The sequence below is a fragment of the Azotobacter chroococcum genome, assembly GCF_002220155.1.
Classification (GTDB): Bacteria; Pseudomonadota; Gammaproteobacteria; order Pseudomonadales; family Pseudomonadaceae; genus Azotobacter; species Azotobacter chroococcum.
In genome coordinates, this window is record NZ_CP011835.1 from 3,980,457 (window position 1) to 3,999,532 (window position 19,076).

Below are 19,076 nucleotides of genomic sequence, written 5' to 3' on the forward strand. Positions count from 1 at the left end.
TCAGGAAGAAATGGGACAAGCAATGGCAAGCCCGATGAAAATCAAATCCGGCACCACTCTTACACGAGGCAAAACATCCGCGACCACGGAGGCATCTCCGCCCGTCAGAAAGACTTTATAATCATCGCCCCAATACGCCATTGCCAACTCCACCTGGGAACGCACGAACCCCTTCAACATCAAGGCACATCCACGCTCAACCGCCTCAGCTGTAGAGCGCCCCGGAGCAAGCGGCTCAGCCATGAATTGATTAGAAGCAACGGCATCGTAATGGATGCGCCGGGTATGCGTGCGCAACTGACTACGCAACAGCGGCAACCCGGGACAAATAAACCCTCCCTTATGGTCGCCATTGGCAGCAACAAAATCAGCCGTGACTGCAGTACCCAGATCCAGCACCAGGCAGGCACCCGCCGAAAGATGATAGGCAGCAATAACAGCCATCCACCTATCAAGCCCCAAGCTTTCATAATTTACATATCCGTTACGCACTCCCGCCAAGCAAGATGCCGGCCGAGCAGTCAACACACGGAGTCCAAACTTTTGAGCAAGACACTGCTCAAGACAAGCAGTCTCCTCATCACTACGCACACTGACCATGCGGCAATGGTAAAGCTCATGGGATACTCGTGCCCCCTCCAGAGCACGGATCAGTTCCTCAGTCGATCCAACCACTCCACTCAGGAGCACTTGAGAGGCCGCATCAATGATTCGCCACTTTATAAAACTGTTGCCACAGTCAAGCTCGATGATCATCACACAACCTCAAGCTAATCTCGCCACCACTGTACCGCTGCTCCACCCCATTGACGCTCAGGCGTAGAGCACCCACATGATCAACCCCCAAGACCAAGCCCTCGATCCGCTGCGTACCCGCAATCAACACCACCTCGCGTCCCTGCCATAAGTGGCTCGACTCCCACTCCTCTTGAAACGCGGCAAAGCCCAACTCCGCGTGACGCACCAAATACCCGTGCAAGTGCCGACTCAACGCGCAGACCAAATCATTTCTGTCAATCAGATGCTGAAGTTCCAACCTCATCGAGGTCCAAGGCTGCTCAATACTGCTCTCACTTTCCATATTGACATTGACACCAACACCCACAACAACATCACATACGTCCGCAGGATCACCAGTCAACTCCAAGAGGACACCTGCGATCTTTTTCCCTTGCACCAAAATATCATTCGGCCATTTCAGTCCAGCCTCGCCAAGGCCCGACGCTCGCAGCGCCTGCATCACCGCCAGCCCAACCACGAGGCTTAACCCTTCCAACTGGCGAGCTCCCTTTTGAACTCGAATCACCAAACTCAAATAAACATTTATCCCAAATGGGCTTTGCCAAACACGACCGCGCCTCCCCCGCCCGGCCGTCTGTCTTTCGGCCAGAACCAGAAAAGGAGGCTCAACCCCCACCGTTAAAAGTCTAGCCGCTTCAGTATTGGTTGAATCCAGGGTTTCATAAATATAAAAAGGCCAAATATCAGGCAAGCCCCTTTCACGCAGCGTCAGATCGGCCAATAAAGCCAGTGGATTAGTTAGTTTATAACCACGCCCCCGCACCCGACTCAGCCGAACTCCAAACTCAGCCTCCAAGCGCCGCATCTGTTTCCAGACGGCACTTCGACTAATACATAATGCATCTCCAATTTCCTGCCCTGAATGGAAACGACCATCTTGAAGGAGCTTTAACAAAGTCAGCATTTGGGGCTCTACCTCAATATGAGACCGGCATCATAGCGGGACACCTCTAAAAACCCAACAACCTGAACCGCATCCGATTATCCGGATGCTCCAACTTTTGAGAGAAAGGAGCCACGAAGACATCGGGCAAAATTGCGGATGCAGAAACTGAGTGCAACACGGCTACTGAATTGAAGCAGGCGCATCATGCTGCATCGCCATGACTTCCGTCATCATTTCGATCGGGCATTTGAAATCGAAACCTTTACGCAGCCGGAAGCTCAGCAGGCAGGCAAGTGCATCCAGTTGCCCCTGACCGTGGATCGACATCCGCCACCGGTAATCGTCATCCAAGGCAATAGGGATGATGTAGCGCGATTGCCCTGACGAGGCCGCATACCGGCCTCCCACCCCAATCCCCCCGCTGTCTACAATGACCCGCCCCCACCACCAGGCCGCCCCCATGCCCTCGACCTCCCTCAGCCAGTCCCTCCGCCAACTCTGGGCCCACCACGTTTTCAGCTACAGCCTGCGGGTGTTCATCGCCCTCACCGGCAGCATGGCGCTGTGCTGGCTCCTGGACCGCATGGACCTGCTCATCCCCCTGTTCCTCGGCATCATCGCCAGCGCCCTGGCGGAAACCGACGACAGCTGGGAAGGCCGGCTGCAGGCGCTGCTGGTCACCCTGGCCTGTTTCGCCGCGGCGGCCTTCGCCGTGGAGCTGCTGTTCCCCTATCCCTGGTGGTTCGCCGCCGCCCTGGCGCTGTCCAGCTTCGGCCTGACCATGCTCGGGGCGCTGGGCGAGCGTTATGCCACCATTGCTTCGGGCACGCTGATCCTGGCGATCTACACCATGATCGGCATCGACCAGCGCGGCGGGCCGCCGCTCGACCTGTGGCGCGAGCCGCTGGTGCTGGTCGCCGGCGCCGCCTGGTACGGCGTGCTCTCGGTGATCTGGCAGGCGCTGTTCACCCACCAGCCGATCCAGCAGAGCCTGGCCCGGGTGTTCCGCGAGCTGGGCGAGTACCTGAAGCTCAAGGCGTCGCTGTTCGAGCCGGTGCGCCATCTCGACGTAGAGAGGCGCCGCCTGGCCCTGGCGCAGCAGAACAGCCGGGTGGTGGCGGCGCTGAACGCAACCAAGGAGATCATCCTGCACCGGGTCGACAACGGCCGGCCGACGCCGCAGGTGAACCGCTACCTGAAGCTGTACTTTCTCGCCCAGGACCTCCACGAGCGCGCCAGCTCCTCGCACTATCCCTACAACGCACTGGCCGAGGCCTTCTTCCACAGCGACGTGCTGTTCCGCTGCCGCCTGGTGATACGCCAGCAGGGCAAGTCCTGCCTGGCCCTGGCGCGGGCCATCGAGCTGCGCCAGCCGTTCGACTGTTTCGACCAGAGCCAAGCCCTCGAAGACCTGCAGACCTCGCTGGCGCACCTGCGCCTGCAGAGCAATCCAGCCTGGCGCCACCTGCTGCGCTCGCTCGGCGCGCTGGCCGACAACCTCGCCCACCTCGATCGCCTGCTGCACGACGCGCGCAACCCCGACGCCCTGGCCGAGGCCCAGGACAGCAGCCTGCTCGACCGCGAGCCGCAGTCGCTCGGCGAGGCCCTGAGTCGCCTGCGCCAACAGCTGACGCCGGCATCGCGGCCGTTCCGCCACGCCCTGCGCCTGGCCGCGGCGCTCTCCGCCGGCTACGCCCTGCTGCACCTGATCCACCCGACCCAAGGCTACTGGATCCTGCTGACCACCCTGTTCGTCTGCCAGCCCAACTTCGGCGCCACCCGCCGCCGTGTCCGTCAGCGCATCGCCGGCACCATGCTCGGCCTGCTGGCCGGCTGGGCGCTGTTCGAGCTCTTCCCCAGCCTGCTGGTGCAGTCGCTGTTCGCCGTGCTCGCCGGGGTGGTGTTCTTCGCCACCCGGGCCAGCCACTACACCCTGGCCACCGCGGCGATCACCCTGCTGGTGCTGTCCTGCTTCAACCAGGTCGGCGACAGCTACGGGCTGATCTGGCCGCGGCTGGTCGACACCCTGCTCGGCAGTCTGATCGCCGGCCTCGCGGTGTTCCTGATCCTCCCCGACTGGCAGGACCGCCAGTTGAACCGGGTGCTCGCCAACACCCTGGCCTGCAACGCCCGCTACCTGCGCCAGTTGATGCAGCAGTACCGCAGCGGCAAGCGCGACGACCTGGCCTACCGCCTGGCCCGGCGCGACGCGCACAACGCCGATGCGGCGCTGTCCTCGACCCTCGCCGGGATGCTCATGGAGCCCGGCCAGTTCCGCCACGAGGCGGATGTCGGCTTCCGCTTCCTGGTCCTCTCCCACACCCTGCTGGGCTACCTTTCGGCGCTCGGCGCGCACCGCGAGCAGTTGCCGGAGGCCGAGTGCCGCCCGCTGCTCGACGAGGCCGCCGGACGCCTGGCCGACAGCCTCGAGGAAATCGCCCGGGCACTCGCCGGCAACCGCCCGCTGGCCGTCCGCAACGAGGCCGAGCAGGCGCTGGCGCAGCGCCTGGAACAGCTGCCCGAGGAGCAGGACGACCGCCTGCGCCTGGTGCAGAGCCAGCTGGCGCTGATCGCCGGCCAGTTGGCACCGCTGCGCAGCCTCGCCGTCCCCCTGCAGCAGAGTCCGGCGCACTGATCGCCGGCGGCCGGGCACTTTCCCGGCCTTTCGCCTTCCCCGGCACGCTCGGCTATACCTGTTGCTGTTCCCTCGAAATATTCATCGCTGGGAGAACTTCATGAGCAGAACAACAGTAACAGCAGGCCTGGCGATCCCCTTCGCCCTGGTTCTGAACCTGGCCGGCAGCGCCCAGGCCGCACCGGAGGAGAAGCCGAGCAGCTATTCGCCGGTGGCGATCACAGAAGATTTCGAGTCCACCAAGAACCGTCTCGCGGGCGAGAAAGCCGGCGTGGCGCAGACCCAACGCCGCCTGCTGGATGCGCGCTACGACCTCGCCGACAAGCCCGTCCAGGGCGTCACCATGAGCAGGGGCAAGCCGGTGCAGGGCGGCGTGCGGGTCAAGCTGTCCAGCGGCACCAATTGGGACGACCTGGGACGCATGAGTCCCGAGGACATCCGCGGCAAGCGCCTGTTTCCGGCCGGCTTCATGCCGCTGCCGCATCCCAAGCACGGCGAGGGCGGCATGCTCTTCCCGCAGTTCATGATCGACGAGATCAATAAGCAGGAGCAGCGCGACCTGACCCGCTTCGACCTGGACTTCGACCTGCCCGACCACTTCCTGCCCGAGTTCCCGGCGCCGATCTTTCTCACCACCCGCCCGGATCTGGGCGACGTGTCGCAAGGCAAGCAGGTGACCCTGTTCAACTTCCACGAGCTGTTCAACGGCATCCTCAATCCCAAGCAGCTCGAAGGCCTGCGCCTGTTGCTCACGCCCTTTCCGCAGCAGCAGTTCAACGCCACCGAGGACCGCCGCAGCGAGCACCCGCACCGCGGCGTGGCCTGCCTGGACTGTCACGCCAACGGCCACACCAACGCCGCCACCCACCTGGTCGGCGACATCCGCCCGCAGGAGCTGCGCCATCGCATCGACACCCCGTCGCTGCGCGGGGTGAATATCCAGCGGCTGTTCGGCTCGCAGCGCGCGCTGAAATCGGTGGAGGATTTCACCGAGTTCGAGCAGCGCGCCGCCTACTTCGACGGCGACCCGGTGATCGCCACCAAGAAGGGGGTGAACATTCTCGAGCGCGGCAGCCAGGTGCACTTCATGGGCGAGTTCCAGAACATCCTGGACTTCCCGCCGGCGCCCAAGCTGGGCGTCGAGGGCCGGCTGATCCGCGGCCAGGCCAGCGAGCAGGAGCTGCGCGGCGAGGCGCTGTTCTACGGCAAGGCCGCCTGCGCCGGCTGCCACGCGCCGCCCTACTTCACCGACAACTCGATGCACAACCTGAAGACCGAGCGCTTCTTCGAGCCGCAGAACATCAACGGCCGCCTGGCCAAGGCCGACGGGCCGATCAAGACCTTCCCGCTGCGCGGCATCAAGGACTCGCCGCCGTACCTGCACGACGGCCGCCTGCTGACCCTGGACGACACCGTGGAGTTCTTCAACCTGGTGCTGCAGCGCGGCCTGAGTGCGGAGGAAAAGGCCGACCTGGTGGCCTTCCTGCGCACGCTCTGAGGCACTCGACCGGGGGATGACGCCCACGGCATCATCCCCCCGATGGCCCGCGCCGTCCTCCACCCTTCAGGCACAATGGCGTCCGCACGGGCGCCAACGCGCTCCGATCCCCCGTTTTTCCCGACGCCTTCCGATGACCAAAACCCACCTGTTGCAGCTGATCCTCGCCCGCCTGGAGGACGACTTCGCCCTCGCCCGGCAGGCCGCGCAGACGGCCCACGAAGCGGCGACCCACGAAGAGAGTCTCGCCGAGAACAAGTACGACACCCGCGGGCTGGAGGCCGCCTATCTGGCGGCCGGCCAGTCGCGCCGGGTAGAGGAAATCCGCCAGGCCCTGAGCCTCTACCAGAACCTGCAGCTGCGTCCCTTCGATGCCGAACGGGGTATCCAGCTGACCGCCCTGGTGCGCCTGGTCGATGGGCAGGGCGAGGAGCAGACGCTGTTTCTCGGCCCGGACGCCGCCGGCCTCAAGGTGCAGGCCGGCGACCGGCAGGTGATGGTCATCACCCCGCGCTCGCCGCTCGGCCAGTGCCTGCTCGGCCGGGGCGAAGGGGAAGAGATCGAGCTGGCGCTGGCCGGGGTGCGCCGGTGTTACGAGGTACTGGAGGTCGATTGAGGGGCCCGCACGCCTCAGCGGCCGAAGGCCTTCAGCACGCGCTTGACCAGCGTGACGCCGGCCAGCACCAGGCCGCCGGCGACGATGCCGACCACGGCGTTGGCCAGAGTCGGCAGCAGCGCCGAAAGAATGCTGCCGACGGTCGGCAAGCCGTTGGTGGTGGCTTCCAGACCATGCAGCCAGTGGGCGAGGAACGGCAGACCGTGCACCAGGATGCCGCCGCCGACCAGGAACATCGCCGCGGTGCCGACCACCGACAGGGCCTTCATCAGCCAGGGCGCAGCCGCCAGCAGGCCCTGACCGAGACGGTTCAGCAGCGCGTCGGGCTGGCGTTCGAGGTAAAGCCCGAGGTCGTCCAGCTTGACGATGCCGGCGACCAGCCCGTAGACGCCGACGGTCACGATCAGCGAGATGCCCACCAGCACCGCGACCTGGGTGGTGAAGGCGGCCTGCGCCACGGTGCCGAGGCTGATCGCGATGATCTCGGCAGAAAGGATGAAGTCGGTGCGGATCGCGCCCTTGATCTTGTCCTGCTCGAAGGCGACCAGATCGATGTTGGGATCGACCAGCGCGGCGGTCAGCTCGGCGTGCTCGGCCTCGTCCTCGGCGGCGCTGTGGGTCAGCTTGTGCGCCAGCTTCTCGAAGCCCTCGTAACAGAGGAAGGCGCCGCCGAGCATCAACAGCGGAGTGATCAGCCAGGGCGCCAGGGCGCTGATCAGCAGCGCGGCGGGCACCAGGATCACCTTGTTCAGCAGCGAGCCCTTGGCCACCGCCCAGACCACCGGCAGCTCCCGCTCGGCCTGCACGCCGGCGACCTGCTGGGCATTGAGGGCGAGGTCGTCGCCGAGCACGCCGGCGGTCTTCTTCGCCGCGAGCTTGGTCATCACCGAGACGTCGTCGAGCAGGGTGGCGATATCGTCGATCAGGGTTAGCAGACTGCTACCAGCCATGGGGGAACTCCTTGTTGGGGAAGAGCCAGGCGGGTTGGCGGACCTGGCGCGGGCCGCCAGTAAAGCAGGTCGGCAGGACACGGCAAAGATGGCCGGAGAAACTGCAGGAAATTTGTGCGCCCTGCCCAGACAAAGGCCCGGCAGGAGGCCGGGCCGGACAGGTGAATGCGCCGCGGAGACGGCGGGCGTCCCTCCGTATCAGGTCAAGGCGTAGGTGGGCAGACGCAGGCGGCTCTGACGTTGCAACATGGCGAGCATCGGCGCCTGGCCGGCCTCGATGGCCAGGTCGCGCTGGATCGAGCCGATCAGCCCGTCGAGCTGCAGGCGGTTTCGCAGCTGGGCGAGGGACAGGGCGCGACGCAGCACCAGACGCTCCCCTTGCTGCAGGGTGAGCAGCAGGCTGCCGTCCGGACGCCGCTCGAGAAGGACCTCGCAGTCGGGAAAAGCGGCGACAAACGTTTCTACTATCTGCTTCATGAAGCTACTCCCTGATCGTGTGGTTCCGCGGCAAAGCTTGGGCAACTCTCATGCCAGCAGTAATTTCCTTTTTAATCAGTAAGTTGCAAATGAAGAACAGAAGAACGTCTTGCAAAGTGCAAGACCGCAGGCCAGCGCAGCGTGCATTTTGCCGGACGGGGAGAAGGACTCAGCGGCCCGCCAGGGTGTCCTGCCCGGGCAGCTCACGCCAAGTCAGGTAGACGCGCAGGTCGAACTCCAGCTGGTGGTAGCCGGGCAGCATGTGCTCGCAGAGCTGGTAGAAGGCCTTGTTGTGGTCGAACTCGCGCAGGTGCGCCAGCTCGTGCACCACGATCATCGCGAGGAACTCCGGCGCCGCCTCGCGAAACAGCGCGGCCACGCGGATCTCCTTCTTCGCCTTGAGCCGGCCGCCCTGCACCCGCGAGATCGCGGTGTGCAGGCCGAGGGCGTTGCGCAGCACGTCCCGCTTGCTGTCGTAGAGCACCTTGTCGATGCCCGGCGCATTGCGCAGGTACTGCTGCTTGAGGTCCATGGTGTAGACGTACAGCGCCTTGTCGCTCTGCACGTCGTGGCGGCCGGGATAGCGCTTCTCCAGATACTCGCCGAGGCGCTCCTCGGCGATCAGCCGGCGGACCTGATCCTGCAGATGGACGGGATAGGCGGCGAGGTATTTGAGCGGGATCATCGACTCGACTCGGACGGGAATGGCGGACGCCATTCTACCCGCACGGCGCAGGTGCGATCGCACGGCGGAAAGCACAAGGCCCGCACACAGCGGGCCTTGTGGGTCGACGGTGGAGCCGGGGCTCAGTTGACCTTCGCCGCCAGCTCACCCTTGGCATAGCGCTGGAACATGCCTTCCAGGGAGATCGGCTTGATCTTCGAGGCGTGGCCGGCGGTGCCGAAGGCTTCGTAGCGGGCGATGCAGACGTCGCGCATGGCCTCGACGGTCTTGGCCAGGTACTTGCGCGGGTCGAACTCGCTGGGGTTCTGGCCCATGAAGCGGCGGATCGCGCCGGTGGAGGCCAGGCGCAGGTCGGTGTCGATGTTGACCTTGCGCACGCCGTACTTGATGCCCTCGACGATTTCCTCGACCGGCACGCCGTAGGTTTCCTTGATGTCGCCGCCGTATTCGTTGATCACCTTCAGCCAGTCCTGCGGCACGGAGCTGGAGCCGTGCATCACCAGGTGAGTGTCGGGGATGCGCTTGTGGATTTCCCTGATGCGCTCGATGGCGAGGATGTCGCCGGTCGGCGGCTTGGTGAACTTGTAGGCGCCGTGGCTGGTGCCGATGGCGATGGCCAGGGCGTCGACCTGGGTGGCCTTGACGAAGGCGGCCGCCTCTTCCGGATCGGTGAGCATCTGGCTGTGGTCGAGGATGCCCTCGGCGCCGACACCGTCCTCCTCGCCGGCCTGGCCGGTTTCCAGACTGCCCAGGCAGCCCAGCTCGCCTTCCACGGAGACGCCACAGGCGTGGGCAAACGCCACGGTCTGCTGGGTCACGCGGACGTTGTACTCGTAGTCGGCAGGGGTCTTGCCGTCTTCACGCAGCGAGCCGTCCATCATCACCGAGCTGAAGCCCAGCTGGATGGAGCGCTGGCAGACGTCCGGGCTGGTGCCGTGGTCCTGGTGCATGCACACCGGGATGTGCGGGAATTCCTCGATGGCGGCGAGGATCAGGTGGCGCAGGAAGGGTGCGCCGGCGTATTTGCGCGCGCCGGCGGAGGCCTGGACGATCACCGGCGAGTCGGTCTTGTCGGCCGCTTCCATGATGGCGCGCATCTGCTCGAGGTTGTTGACGTTGAAGGCCGGCACGCCGTAGCCGAATTCGGCGGCGTGGTCCAGCAGCTGACGCATGCTGATAAGTGCCATCTTTCTACTCCCAATGATGATCGTTGGATCGCTGCCCGGCTGGCCGCGGGGGCACAGCCAGGGTCACGAATTTCGGGTAGCGCGCCCGTAGGAGCGAGCTGATCGTTCCCACGTTCCCGCGTGGGAACGCCTCCCCGGACGCTCCGGCGTCCATGCACCGGGACGCCGGAGCGTCCCGGGCGTGGCTCCCACGCCGGAGCGTGGGAGCCATCAAGACACGGGTATTACTTGGCGCGCTCTTCCAGCACCGCCACGGCCGGCAGCACCTTGCCCTCGACGAACTCGAGGAAGGCGCCACCCCCAGTGGAAATGTAGGAGATCTTCTCGCCCACGCTGTATTTGTCGATGGCCGCCAGGGTGTCGCCACCGCCGGCGATGGAGAAGGCGTCGCCGTCGGCGATGGCCTGGGCCAGGACCTTGGTGCCGTTGCCGAACTGGTCGAACTCGAACACCCCGACCGGGCCGTTCCACAGGATGGTCTTGCAGGATTTCAGCAGTTCGGCGAACTGCGCGGCGGTCTGCGGGCCGATGTCGAGGATCATGTCGTCGTCGGCGACGTCCGCGATGGCCTTGACGGTGGCCTCGGCGTCTTCGGCGAAGGCCTTGGCGACCACCACGTCCACCGGCAGCGGCACGCTGACCTTGGCGGCGATGGCCTTGGCGGTGTCGACCAGGTCGGCTTCGTAGAGCGACTTGCCGACCTTGTAGCCGGCCGCGGCGAGGAAGGTGTTGGCGATGCCGCCACCGACGATCAGCTGGTCGCAGACCTGGCTCAGGGAGTTGAGCACGTCGAGCTTGGTGGACACCTTGGAGCCGGCGACGATGGCGGCCATCGGCCGCTGCGGGTTGTCCAGCGCCTTGCCCAGCGCGTCCAGCTCGGCGGCCAAGAGGGGACCGGCGCAGGCGACCTTGGCGAACTTGGCGACGCCGTGGGTCGAGCCCTCGGCGCGGTGGGCGGTGCCGAAGGCGTCCATGACGAACACGTCGCACAGCGCGGCGTACCGCTGCGCCAGCTCATCGCTGTTCTTCTTCTCGCCCTTGTTGAAGCGCACGTTCTCGAACAGCACCAGCTGGCCGGGCTCGACGTTCACACCGTCGAGGTAGTCCTTGAGCAGCGGCACCTCGCGGCCGAGGGCCTTGCTCAGATAGTCGGCGACCGGCTGAAGGCTGTTCTCCTCGGAGTACTCGCCCTCGGTGGGCCGGCCCAGGTGCGAGCAGACCATCAGCGCCGCGCCCTTCTCCAGCGCCAGCCTGATGGTCGGCAAGGCGGCGAGGATGCGGGCGTCGCTCTTCACCACGCCGTCCTTCACCGGCACGTTGAGGTCTTCGCGGATGAGTACGCGCTTACCCTTGAGGTCGAGGTCGGTCATCTTCAACACGGTCATGCGGTCGGTCCTTCCAGAGGAGGCAGAGAGTTTTATTGTCGTGCTGCGGCGACGTTCAGCCAGTGCGAGGCGACGTCGAGCATGCGGTTGGCGAAACCCCACTCGTTGTCGAACCAGGCCAGCAGGTTGACCAGCCGGGGGCCGGAAACGCGGGTCTGGCTGCCATCGACGATGGCCGAGTGGGGGTCATGGTTGAAATCGCAGCTGGCGTGGGGCAATTCGGTGTAGTCCAGCAATCCCTTGAGCGGACCCTGCTCGGCAGCCTGGCGCAGCACGCGGTTGACTTCCTCGGCCGAGGTGTCGCGGGCGGTCTGCAGGGTGATGTCGAGACAGGAGACGTTGAGCGTCGGCACGCGCACGGCTTTGGCCTGGATGCGCCCGGAAAGTTCCGGCAGCAGGCGCTCGATGCCGCGGGCCAGGCCGGTCGACACCGGGATCACCGACTGGAAGGCCGAACGCGTGCGGCGCAGGTCCTCGTGGTGGTAGGCGTCGATCACCGGCTGGTCGTTCATCGCCGAATGGATGGTGGTGATGGAGATGTACTCCAGGCCGATCGCCTCGTTCAGCAGTTTCAGCAAGGGCACGCTGCAGTTGGTGGTGCAGGAGGCATTGGAGACCAGCCGCTCGCCGCCCCGCAGGCGCTCCTGGTTGACCCCGTAGACGATGGTGGCGTCGACGTCGTGCTCGCTGGCCATCGGCTGGGAGAACAGCACCCGCGGCGCACCGGCGCGCAGGAAGCGCTCGCCGTCGGCGCGGCTGTGATAGACGCCGGAGCACTCCAGCACCAGGTCGATGCCCAGCGCCGCCCAGTCGACGGCTTCCGGGGTCGGGACGCGCAGCACCTGCAGCGCGTCGCCGTTCAGGCACAGCCGGTCGCCCTCCACCCGCACCGCGCCGGGGAAGCGTCCGTGGGTGGAGTCGAAGCGGGTCAGGTATTCGACGCTGGCCTGGTCGGCCAGGTCGTTGAGGGCGACGATGCGGAACTCCGCCGACGCGCCCCGCTCATAGTGGGCACGCAAAACGCAGCGGCCGATGCGGCCATAGCCGTTGAGGGCGACGCGGTAGGGAGGGTTGGACATGACAGATCTCGGCGGTAGGCGATTCGCTCCCGCTCCCCCGCAGGGGAGAAGGTCGAGGAGACGGGGGCGCCGGCCACGCCCTCTCCCCTGCCTCCTATCCCGCACGCGGGAGAGGAGAGCCGGCACATCAGTCCTCGAGCAGTTCCTCGGCGGTGGCCAGCAGGTTGTCGAGGGTGAAGCCGAAGTGCTCGAAGAGCGCGCCGGCCGGGGCGGACTCGCCGAAGCTGGTCATGCCGATGATGCGTCCTTCCAGACCGACGTACTTGTACCAGAAGTCGGCATGCGCGGCCTCGATGGCGATCCGCGCGCCGACCTGGAGCGGCAGCACGGCCTGCTTCCAGGCGGCGTCCTGGCGGTCGAACACGCTGGTCGAGGGCATGGAGACGACGCGCACCCGACGCCCCTCGGCGCTCAGCCTGTCGAAGGCCTGCACGGCCAGGGCGACTTCCGAGCCGGTGGCGATGAGGATCAGCTCCGGCTCGCCGGCGCAGTCCCTGAGCACGTAGCCGCCGCGGGCGATGTCGGCGATCTGCGCCTCGCTGCGCGCCTGATGCGGCAGGTTCTGGCGGCTGAACACCAGGGCGCTCGGGCCGTCCTGGCGCTCGATGGCGCCTTTCCAGGCCACCGCGGACTCCACCGCGTCGCACGGACGCCAGGTGTCGAGGTTCGGCGTGCTACGCAGGCTGGCCAGCTGCTCGACCGGCTGGTGGGTCGGGCCGTCCTCGCCAAGACCGATGGAGTCGTGGGTGTAGACGAACAGCACGCGCTGCCTCATCAGCGCGGCCATGCGCACGGCGTTGCAGGCGTATTCCATGAACACCAGGAAGGTGGCGCCGTAGGGAATGAAACCGCCGTGCAGGGCGATGCCGTTCATGATCGCGCTCATGCCGAACTCGCGCACGCCGTAGTACAGGTAGTTGCCGGAGGCGTCGTCCGCCTTCAGCGCCTGGCAGCCCTTCCACAGGGTCAGGTTGGAGCCGGCCAGGTCCGCCGAGCCGCCGAGGAATTCCGGCAGCAGCGGGCCGAAGGCGTTCAGCGCGTTCTGGCTGGCCTTGCGGCTGGCGATGGCTTCGCCCTTGGCGGCGACTTCGGCGACGTACTCGGCGGCCTTCGCGGCGAAGCCTTCCGGCAGCTCGCCGCGGCTGCGGCGCAGGAACTCCGCGGCCAGCTCCGGATACTCGGCCTGGTAGACGGCGAAACGCTGGTTCCACTCGGCCTCGCGGGCGGCGCCGGCGGCCCTGGCGTCCCAGGCGGCGTAGAGCTCGGCAGGGATCACGAACGGCGCGTGGCTCCAGCCCAGCGCGGCGCGGGTCAGGGCGACCTCCTCGGCGCCCAGCGCGGCGCCGTGGCACTCCTCCTTGCCCTGCTTGTTCGGCGAGCCGAAGCCGATCACCGTCTTGCAGCAGATCAGGGTCGGCCGCTCGCTCTTGCGCGCGGTCTCGAGGGCGGTCTTGATCTCGTCGGAGTCATGGCCGTCGACGTTGCGGATCACCAGCCAGCCGTAGGCCTCGAAGCGCGCCGGGGTGTCGTCGGTGAACCAGCCATGCACCTCGCCATCGATGGAGATGCCGTTGTCGTCGTAGAAGGCGATCAGCTTGTTGAGCCCCAGGGTGCCGGCCAGCGAGCAGACCTCGTGGGAGATGCCCTCCATCAGGCAGCCGTCGCCGAGGAACACGTAGGTGTGGTGGTCGACGATGGTATGGCCCGGGCGGTTGAACTGTGCGGCCAGCACCTTCTCCGCCACGGCCATGCCGACGGCGTTGGCGATGCCCTGGCCGAGCGGGCCGGTGGTGGTCTCGACGCCGGGGGTGTAGCCGTATTCCGGATGGCCTGGGGTGCGGCTGCCGAGCTGGCGGAAGTTCTTCAGGTCGTCGATGGAGAGGTCGTAGCCGGTCAGGTGCAGCAGCGAATAGATCAGCATCGAGCCATGGCCGTTGGACAGCACGAAACGGTCACGGTCGGCCCACTGCGGGTTGCCCGGGTTGTGGCTGAGGTAGTCGCGCCACAGCACTTCGGCGATATCCGCCATGCCCATGGGGGCGCCGGGGTGGCCGCTGTTGGCTTTCTGCACGGCATCCATGCTGAGGGCACGGATGGCATTGGCACGCTCACGACGGCTGGGCATCGCTGAATCTCCTGCGGGGGTACTGAATCGAAAAAGTCGGCTATTTTCGCCCAGCCGCACGGGCAGCGGCAATCGCGGATGGTCGAAGTGGCCGTAACCCGCCAGATTAGCAGCCTGCAGCAGACCCGCCTCCTTGCCTGCCGATCTCCTGACGGAGCGCAGCAGGTCGCCCCTCTCCGGCGACCGTCGACCTCCCTGCCGAGGACAATATCAAAACTTTTTGATACAGCCTTGCTGGGCGAAAATCGACCGACTAGACTGCCTGCCCCATGAACCTGCGTGTCCCCACCCTCCGCCGCCACGACGACTGCGACGAGCTGGCCGCCCTCTGCAAGGCCGGCGGCGATGCGCTGCGTCTCAGGGTGCTGCGCGTGCTGGCCAGCGATTCCTTCGGTGTGCTGGAGCTGGCGCAGATCTTCGCCATCGGCCAGTCGGGCATCAGCCACCACCTCAAGGTGCTGGCCCAGGCCGGGCTGGTGGCGACGCGCCGCGAGGGCAACGCGATCTTCTACCGCCGCGCCCTGCCGGCCGCCGCCGGCTTCGGCGGCATGCTGCGCGCGGCGCTGCTGGCGGAGGTCGACGCCCTGGAGCTGGAAGCCGCGATCCGCACGCGGATCGGCGAGGTGCATGCCCAGCGCGCCGCGGTCAGCCGCGACTTCTTCAGCCGCATGGCGGACAAGTTCCAGGCCCAGCAGGACCTGATCGCCGGCCTGCCGCAGTACCGCGACAGCCTGCTGGCCCTGCTCGACGCCCTGGGCTTCGCCGACTCGGCCTGCGCGCTGGAGGTCGGCCCCGGCGACGGCGCCCTGCTGCCGGAGCTGGCGCGGCGCTTCGCGAAGGTGACGGCCCTGGACAACAGCCCGGCGATGCTCGAGCTGGCGCGCCAGCGCTGCGCCCAGGAAGGCCTGGAGAACGTCGCGCTGAAGCTCGCCGATGCGCTGCAGGACGGACAGGAGCACGCCGACTGCGTGGTGCTGAACATGGTGCTGCATCACTTCGCCGCACCGGCCGAAGCGCTGAAGCGGCTGGCCGCACGGGTCAGGCCGGGCGGCAGTCTGCTGCTGACCGAGCTGTGCCGCCATGACCAGGCCTGGGCCCGCGAAGCCTGCGGCGACCTCTGGCTCGGCTTCGACCAGGACGAGCTGGCGCGCTGGGCCGCGGAGGCCGGCCTGGAGCCCGGCGAAAGCCTGTACATCGGCCTGCGCAACGGCTTCCAGATCCAGATACGGCACTTCGCCAGGTCACCGATGGGCGCCGGCGAACGACAGTGATCCCATTGAACATTGCATGACACGGCCGCGAGGCCGACTCAGCCACCGGTAAACAACAGGAACCGATCGATGAGCGAATATTCCCTTTTCACCTCCGAGTCCGTGTCCGAAGGCCATCCGGACAAGATCGCCGACCAGATCTCCGATGCGGTGCTCGACGCCATCATCGCCGAGGACAAGCACGCCCGGGTGGCCTGCGAGACCCTGGTGAAGACCGGCGTGGCCATCGTCGCCGGCGAGATCACCACCTCCGCCTGGGTCGACCTCGAGCAGTTGGTGCGCGACGTGATCGTCGACATCGGCTACGACAGCTCCGATGTCGGCTTCGACGGCGCCACCTGCGGCATCGTCAACATCATCGGCAAGCAGTCGGTGGACATCAACCAGGGGGTCGACCGCGCCCGTCCGGAAGACCAGGGCGCCGGCGACCAGGGCCTGATGTTCGGCTACGCCAGCAACGAGACCGACGTGCTGATGCCGGCGCCGATCTGCTTCTCCCACCGTCTGGTCGAGCGCCAGGCCGAAGCGCGCAAGAGCGGCCTGCTGCCGTGGCTGCGCCCGGACGCCAAGAGCCAGGTCACCTGCCGCTACGAGAACGGCAAGGTGGTCGGCATCGACGCGGTGGTGCTGTCCACCCAGCACAACCCGGAGATCAGCCAGGCCGATCTGCAGGAGGCGGTGATGGAGCTGATCATCAAGCACACCCTGCCGGCCGAGCTGCTGCACAAGGACACCCAGTTCCACATCAACCCGACCGGCAAGTTCGTCATCGGCGGCCCGGTGGGCGACTGCGGCCTGACCGGGCGCAAGATCATCGTCGACTCCTACGGCGGCATGGCCCGCCACGGCGGCGGCGCCTTCTCCGGCAAGGACCCGTCCAAGGTCGACCGCTCGGCCGCCTACGCCGGGCGCTACGTGGCCAAGAACATCGTCGCCGCCGGCCTCGCCGAGCGCTGCGAGATCCAGGTGTCCTACGCCATCGGCGTGGCCCTGCCGACCTCCATCTCGGTCAACACCTTCGGCACCGGCAAGATCAGCGACGAGCGCATCGTCCAGCTGGTCCGCGAGCACTTCGACCTGCGCCCGTACGCGATCACCAAGATGCTCGACCTGCTGCACCCGATGTACCGTCCGACCGCAGCCTACGGCCACTTCGGCCGCACGCCGGTCGAGATGACCGTCGGCGACGACACCTTCACCGCCTTCACCTGGGAGCGCACCGACAAGGCCGAGGCGCTGCGCGCCGCTGCCGGTCTGTGACCGCTCCGACGACCGCCGTCACAGTGGCGGCGGTCGTCGCCTTCCCCCTCTGCAGTCCAGGGCTACAATCGGCTAAGATCCCCCGTCGATGCCTCGCCCCGGGCCGCCGCGAAAGCCAAGCGACGAACGTCCTGCGGTGATCGTGACTCGATCGTTGACGATCTCGTCAACCTGGACATCCCAAATTCCGCTTCGGCGTGACCGATCCGGCAGGTCCGAGCCTCGGGCCGTACAGCGGATCGGCAATCTGGCAGTGACCGGCCCCCAATTCCGGAGCCTGCAGTTCTCTTGCGTGAGGAGTTTTTCGAGCTATGTCTCGCTTACCTGTCATCGTTGGTTTTGGTGGTTACAACTCAGCCGGTCGCAGCTCCTTCCACCACGGTTTCCGTCGCACCGTCATCGAGTCTCTCGACCCCCAGACCCGCCAGGAAACCCTCGCCGGACTGGCGGTGATGATGAAGCTGGTCAGCGTGGTCGACGGCGAGTACCGCGGCAGCGACGGCGCGCCCCTCACCCCGGCCGAGATCGAGCGCCGCCACGGCGAGCAGATCCTCGCCTCCACCCTGATCCGACGCATCGAGAAGCAGTACTTCGACGTCGACGCCGCCCACTGGCAGAAGAGCCTGACACTGTCCAGCGAAGGCGAGCCGCTGCACTTCACCACCAGCACCAAGCAGCTGCCGGAGCCGCTGCCGGCCAGCTGGAGCGTCGAGCCCCTCGAAGGCAACCAGGTACGGGTGACCATCCACGGCAGCTGCGAATTCAAGGTCGACAGCTACCGCGAGCTGCCGGTGAAGTCCGCCGGCCAGCTGCCCACCGGCTTCGAGCCGGGGGAACTCTACAACTCGCGCTTCCACCCGCGCGGCCTGCAGCTGTCGGTGGTAGCCGCCACCGACGCGCTGCGCTCCATCGGCATCGACTGGCAGACCATCCTCGACCACGTGCAGCCCGACGAGGTGGCGGTGTTCTCCAGCAGCATCATGAGCCAGCTCGACGATAACGGCTACGGCGGCCTGCTGCAGTCGCGCCTGAAGGGTCACCGCGTCTCCGCCAAGCAGCTGCCGCTGGGCTTCAACAGCATGCCCACCGACTTCATCAACGCCTATGTGCTGGGCAGCGTCGGCCTCACCGGCAGCATCACCGGCGCCTGCGCCACCTTCCTCTACAACCTGCAGAAGGGTATCGACGTCATCACCTCCGGCCAGGCGCGGGTGGTCATCGTCGGCAACGCCGAGGCGCCCATCACCCCGGAGATCGTCGAGGGCTATGCGGCCATGGGCGCCCTGGCCACCGAGGAAGGCCTGCGCCATATCGAAGGCCGCGACGAGGTGGATTTCCGCCGCGCCAGCCGACCCTTCGGCGCCAACTGCGGGTTCACCCTGGCCGAGGCGGCGCAGTACGTGGTGCTGATGGACGATGCCCTGGCCCTGGAGCTGGGCGCCGATATTCACGGCGCGGCGCCGGACGTGTTCGTCAACGCCGACGGCTTCAAGAAGTCCATCTCCGCCCCCGGCCCGGGCAACTACCTGACCCTGGCCAAGGCGGTGGCCAGCGCGATGCAGCTGGTCGGCGAGGAGGGCGTGCGCCAGCGCAGCTTCGTCCATGCCCACGGCTCCAGCACGCCGGCCAACCGCGTCACCGAGTCGGAGCTGCTGGACCGCGTCGCCGAAGTCTTCGGCATCGCCGACTGGCCGATCGCCGCGGTCAAGGCCTATGTCGGCCACTCCCTGGCCACCGCCAGCGGCGACCAGCTGATCTCCGCCCTCGGTACCTTCAAGTACGGCCTGCTGCCGGGTATCAAGACCGTCGATCGCTTCGCCGACGATATCCACGACAAGCACCTGCGCCTGTCCACCCGCGACGTGCCCCGCGACGACCTGGACGTCTGCTTCATCAACTCCAAGGGCTTTGGCGGCAACAACGCCACCGGCGTGCTGCTGTCGCCGCGGATCACCGAGAAGATGCTGCGCAAGCGCCACGGCGAGGCCGCCTTCGCCGACTACTGCGCACGCCGCGAAGCCACCCGCGAGGCCGCCCGCCGCTACGACGAGCAGGCCCTGCAGGGGCGCTTCGACATCCTCTACAACTTCGGCCAGGACATGATCGACGACCACGCCATCGAACTGAGCAAGGCGGGGATCAAGCTGCCCGGCTTCAGCCAGGCGATCCGCTTCAAGAAGGACGAGCGCTTCAGCGACATGCTCGACTGAGACAGCCTCGC

General features: G+C 66.4%; 15 protein-coding genes and 1 pseudogene. 6 read left to right on the forward strand and 10 right to left on the reverse strand.

All coding sequences use genetic code 11. The features are described 5' to 3' along the window. The 3 genes and pseudogenes from ACG10_RS18695 to ACG10_RS24545 all read right to left on the reverse strand — a co-directional run. The gene (locus tag ACG10_RS18695; RefSeq protein WP_089169354.1) at positions 1 to 756 is read right to left on the reverse strand and encodes a pantothenate kinase; all 756 of its coding nucleotides are present in this window, start codon (positions 754 to 756) and stop codon (positions 1 to 3) included. Then, positions 740 to 1,705: a bifunctional biotin--[acetyl-CoA-carboxylase] ligase/biotin operon repressor BirA gene (gene birA / locus ACG10_RS18700; RefSeq protein WP_089169355.1), complete on the reverse strand. Its 966-nt coding sequence runs from the start codon at positions 1,703 to 1,705 to the stop codon at positions 740 to 742. Before birA ends, ACG10_RS18695 begins: the two co-directional genes overlap by 17 nt. Before the next feature lie 162 nt (positions 1,706 to 1,867). Next, a pseudogene (locus tag ACG10_RS24545) lies at positions 1,868 to 2,014 on the reverse strand (IS30 family transposase); the annotation flags it as partial. A gap of 133 nt (positions 2,015 to 2,147) precedes the next feature. Here ACG10_RS24545 and yccS point away from each other — a divergent pair. From yccS to ACG10_RS18715, 3 genes are all read left to right on the forward strand, one after another. Beyond that, positions 2,148 to 4,322 (forward strand): YccS family putative transporter, encoded by a 2,175-nt coding sequence (yccS, locus tag ACG10_RS18705; RefSeq protein ID WP_039806186.1) that lies wholly within the window; start codon positions 2,148 to 2,150, stop codon positions 4,320 to 4,322. Positions 4,323 to 4,422: 100 nt separating this feature from the next. Continuing rightward, on the forward strand, positions 4,423 to 5,820 hold the full coding sequence (locus ACG10_RS18710; RefSeq protein WP_039806187.1) for a cytochrome b6: 1,398 nt from the start codon (positions 4,423 to 4,425) through the stop codon (positions 5,818 to 5,820). A 133-nt stretch (positions 5,821 to 5,953) separates the two neighbouring features. Continuing rightward, a complete protein-coding gene (locus ACG10_RS18715) occupies positions 5,954 to 6,436 on the forward strand; it encodes a GreA/GreB family elongation factor (RefSeq protein ID WP_089169356.1) in 483 nt (160 codons plus the stop codon). 14 nt (positions 6,437 to 6,450) lie between these two features. Here ACG10_RS18715 and ACG10_RS18720 read toward each other — a convergent pair whose 3' ends face one another. From ACG10_RS18720 to tkt, 7 genes are all read right to left on the reverse strand, one after another. Then, positions 6,451 to 7,386, reverse strand: coding sequence for a DUF808 domain-containing protein (locus ACG10_RS18720; RefSeq protein ID WP_039806192.1), 936 nt, complete (start codon positions 7,384 to 7,386; stop codon positions 6,451 to 6,453). A 198-nt stretch (positions 7,387 to 7,584) separates the two neighbouring features. Further along, the gene (locus ACG10_RS18725; RefSeq protein WP_089169357.1) at positions 7,585 to 7,863 is read right to left on the reverse strand and encodes a DUF3509 domain-containing protein; all 279 of its coding nucleotides are present in this window, start codon (positions 7,861 to 7,863) and stop codon (positions 7,585 to 7,587) included. A gap of 169 nt (positions 7,864 to 8,032) precedes the next feature. After that, positions 8,033 to 8,548 (reverse strand): YgjP-like metallopeptidase domain-containing protein, encoded by a 516-nt coding sequence (locus ACG10_RS18730; protein WP_089169358.1) that lies wholly within the window; start codon positions 8,546 to 8,548, stop codon positions 8,033 to 8,035. Positions 8,549 to 8,670: 122 nt separating this feature from the next. Further along, positions 8,671 to 9,735, reverse strand: coding sequence for a class II fructose-bisphosphate aldolase (gene fba / locus ACG10_RS18735; protein ID WP_039806207.1), 1,065 nt, complete (start codon positions 9,733 to 9,735; stop codon positions 8,671 to 8,673). A gap of 224 nt (positions 9,736 to 9,959) precedes the next feature. Continuing rightward, on the reverse strand, positions 9,960 to 11,120 hold the full coding sequence (locus ACG10_RS18740) for a phosphoglycerate kinase (protein WP_089169359.1): 1,161 nt from the start codon (positions 11,118 to 11,120) through the stop codon (positions 9,960 to 9,962). Positions 11,121 to 11,152: 32 nt separating this feature from the next. Next, positions 11,153 to 12,199, reverse strand: coding sequence for an erythrose-4-phosphate dehydrogenase (gene epd, locus ACG10_RS18745; protein WP_089169360.1), 1,047 nt, complete (start codon positions 12,197 to 12,199; stop codon positions 11,153 to 11,155). 127 nt (positions 12,200 to 12,326) lie between these two features. Next, positions 12,327 to 14,324: a transketolase gene (tkt, locus tag ACG10_RS18750; RefSeq protein ID WP_089169361.1), complete on the reverse strand. Its 1,998-nt coding sequence runs from the start codon at positions 14,322 to 14,324 to the stop codon at positions 12,327 to 12,329. Between the two features lie 269 nt (positions 14,325 to 14,593). Here tkt and ACG10_RS18755 point away from each other — a divergent pair, with 269 nt between their 5' ends. From ACG10_RS18755 to ACG10_RS18765, 3 genes are all read left to right on the forward strand, one after another. Next, the gene (locus ACG10_RS18755) at positions 14,594 to 15,595 is read left to right on the forward strand and encodes an ArsR/SmtB family transcription factor (protein ID WP_089169362.1); all 1,002 of its coding nucleotides are present in this window, start codon (positions 14,594 to 14,596) and stop codon (positions 15,593 to 15,595) included. 69 nt (positions 15,596 to 15,664) lie between these two features. Beyond that, positions 15,665 to 16,855 (forward strand): methionine adenosyltransferase, encoded by a 1,191-nt coding sequence (gene metK / locus ACG10_RS18760; RefSeq protein WP_039806217.1) that lies wholly within the window; start codon positions 15,665 to 15,667, stop codon positions 16,853 to 16,855. Between the two features lie 311 nt (positions 16,856 to 17,166). Then, the gene (locus ACG10_RS18765; protein WP_039806220.1) at positions 17,167 to 19,065 is read left to right on the forward strand and encodes a beta-ketoacyl synthase; all 1,899 of its coding nucleotides are present in this window, start codon (positions 17,167 to 17,169) and stop codon (positions 19,063 to 19,065) included. Positions 19,066 to 19,076: the final 11 nt, after the last annotated feature.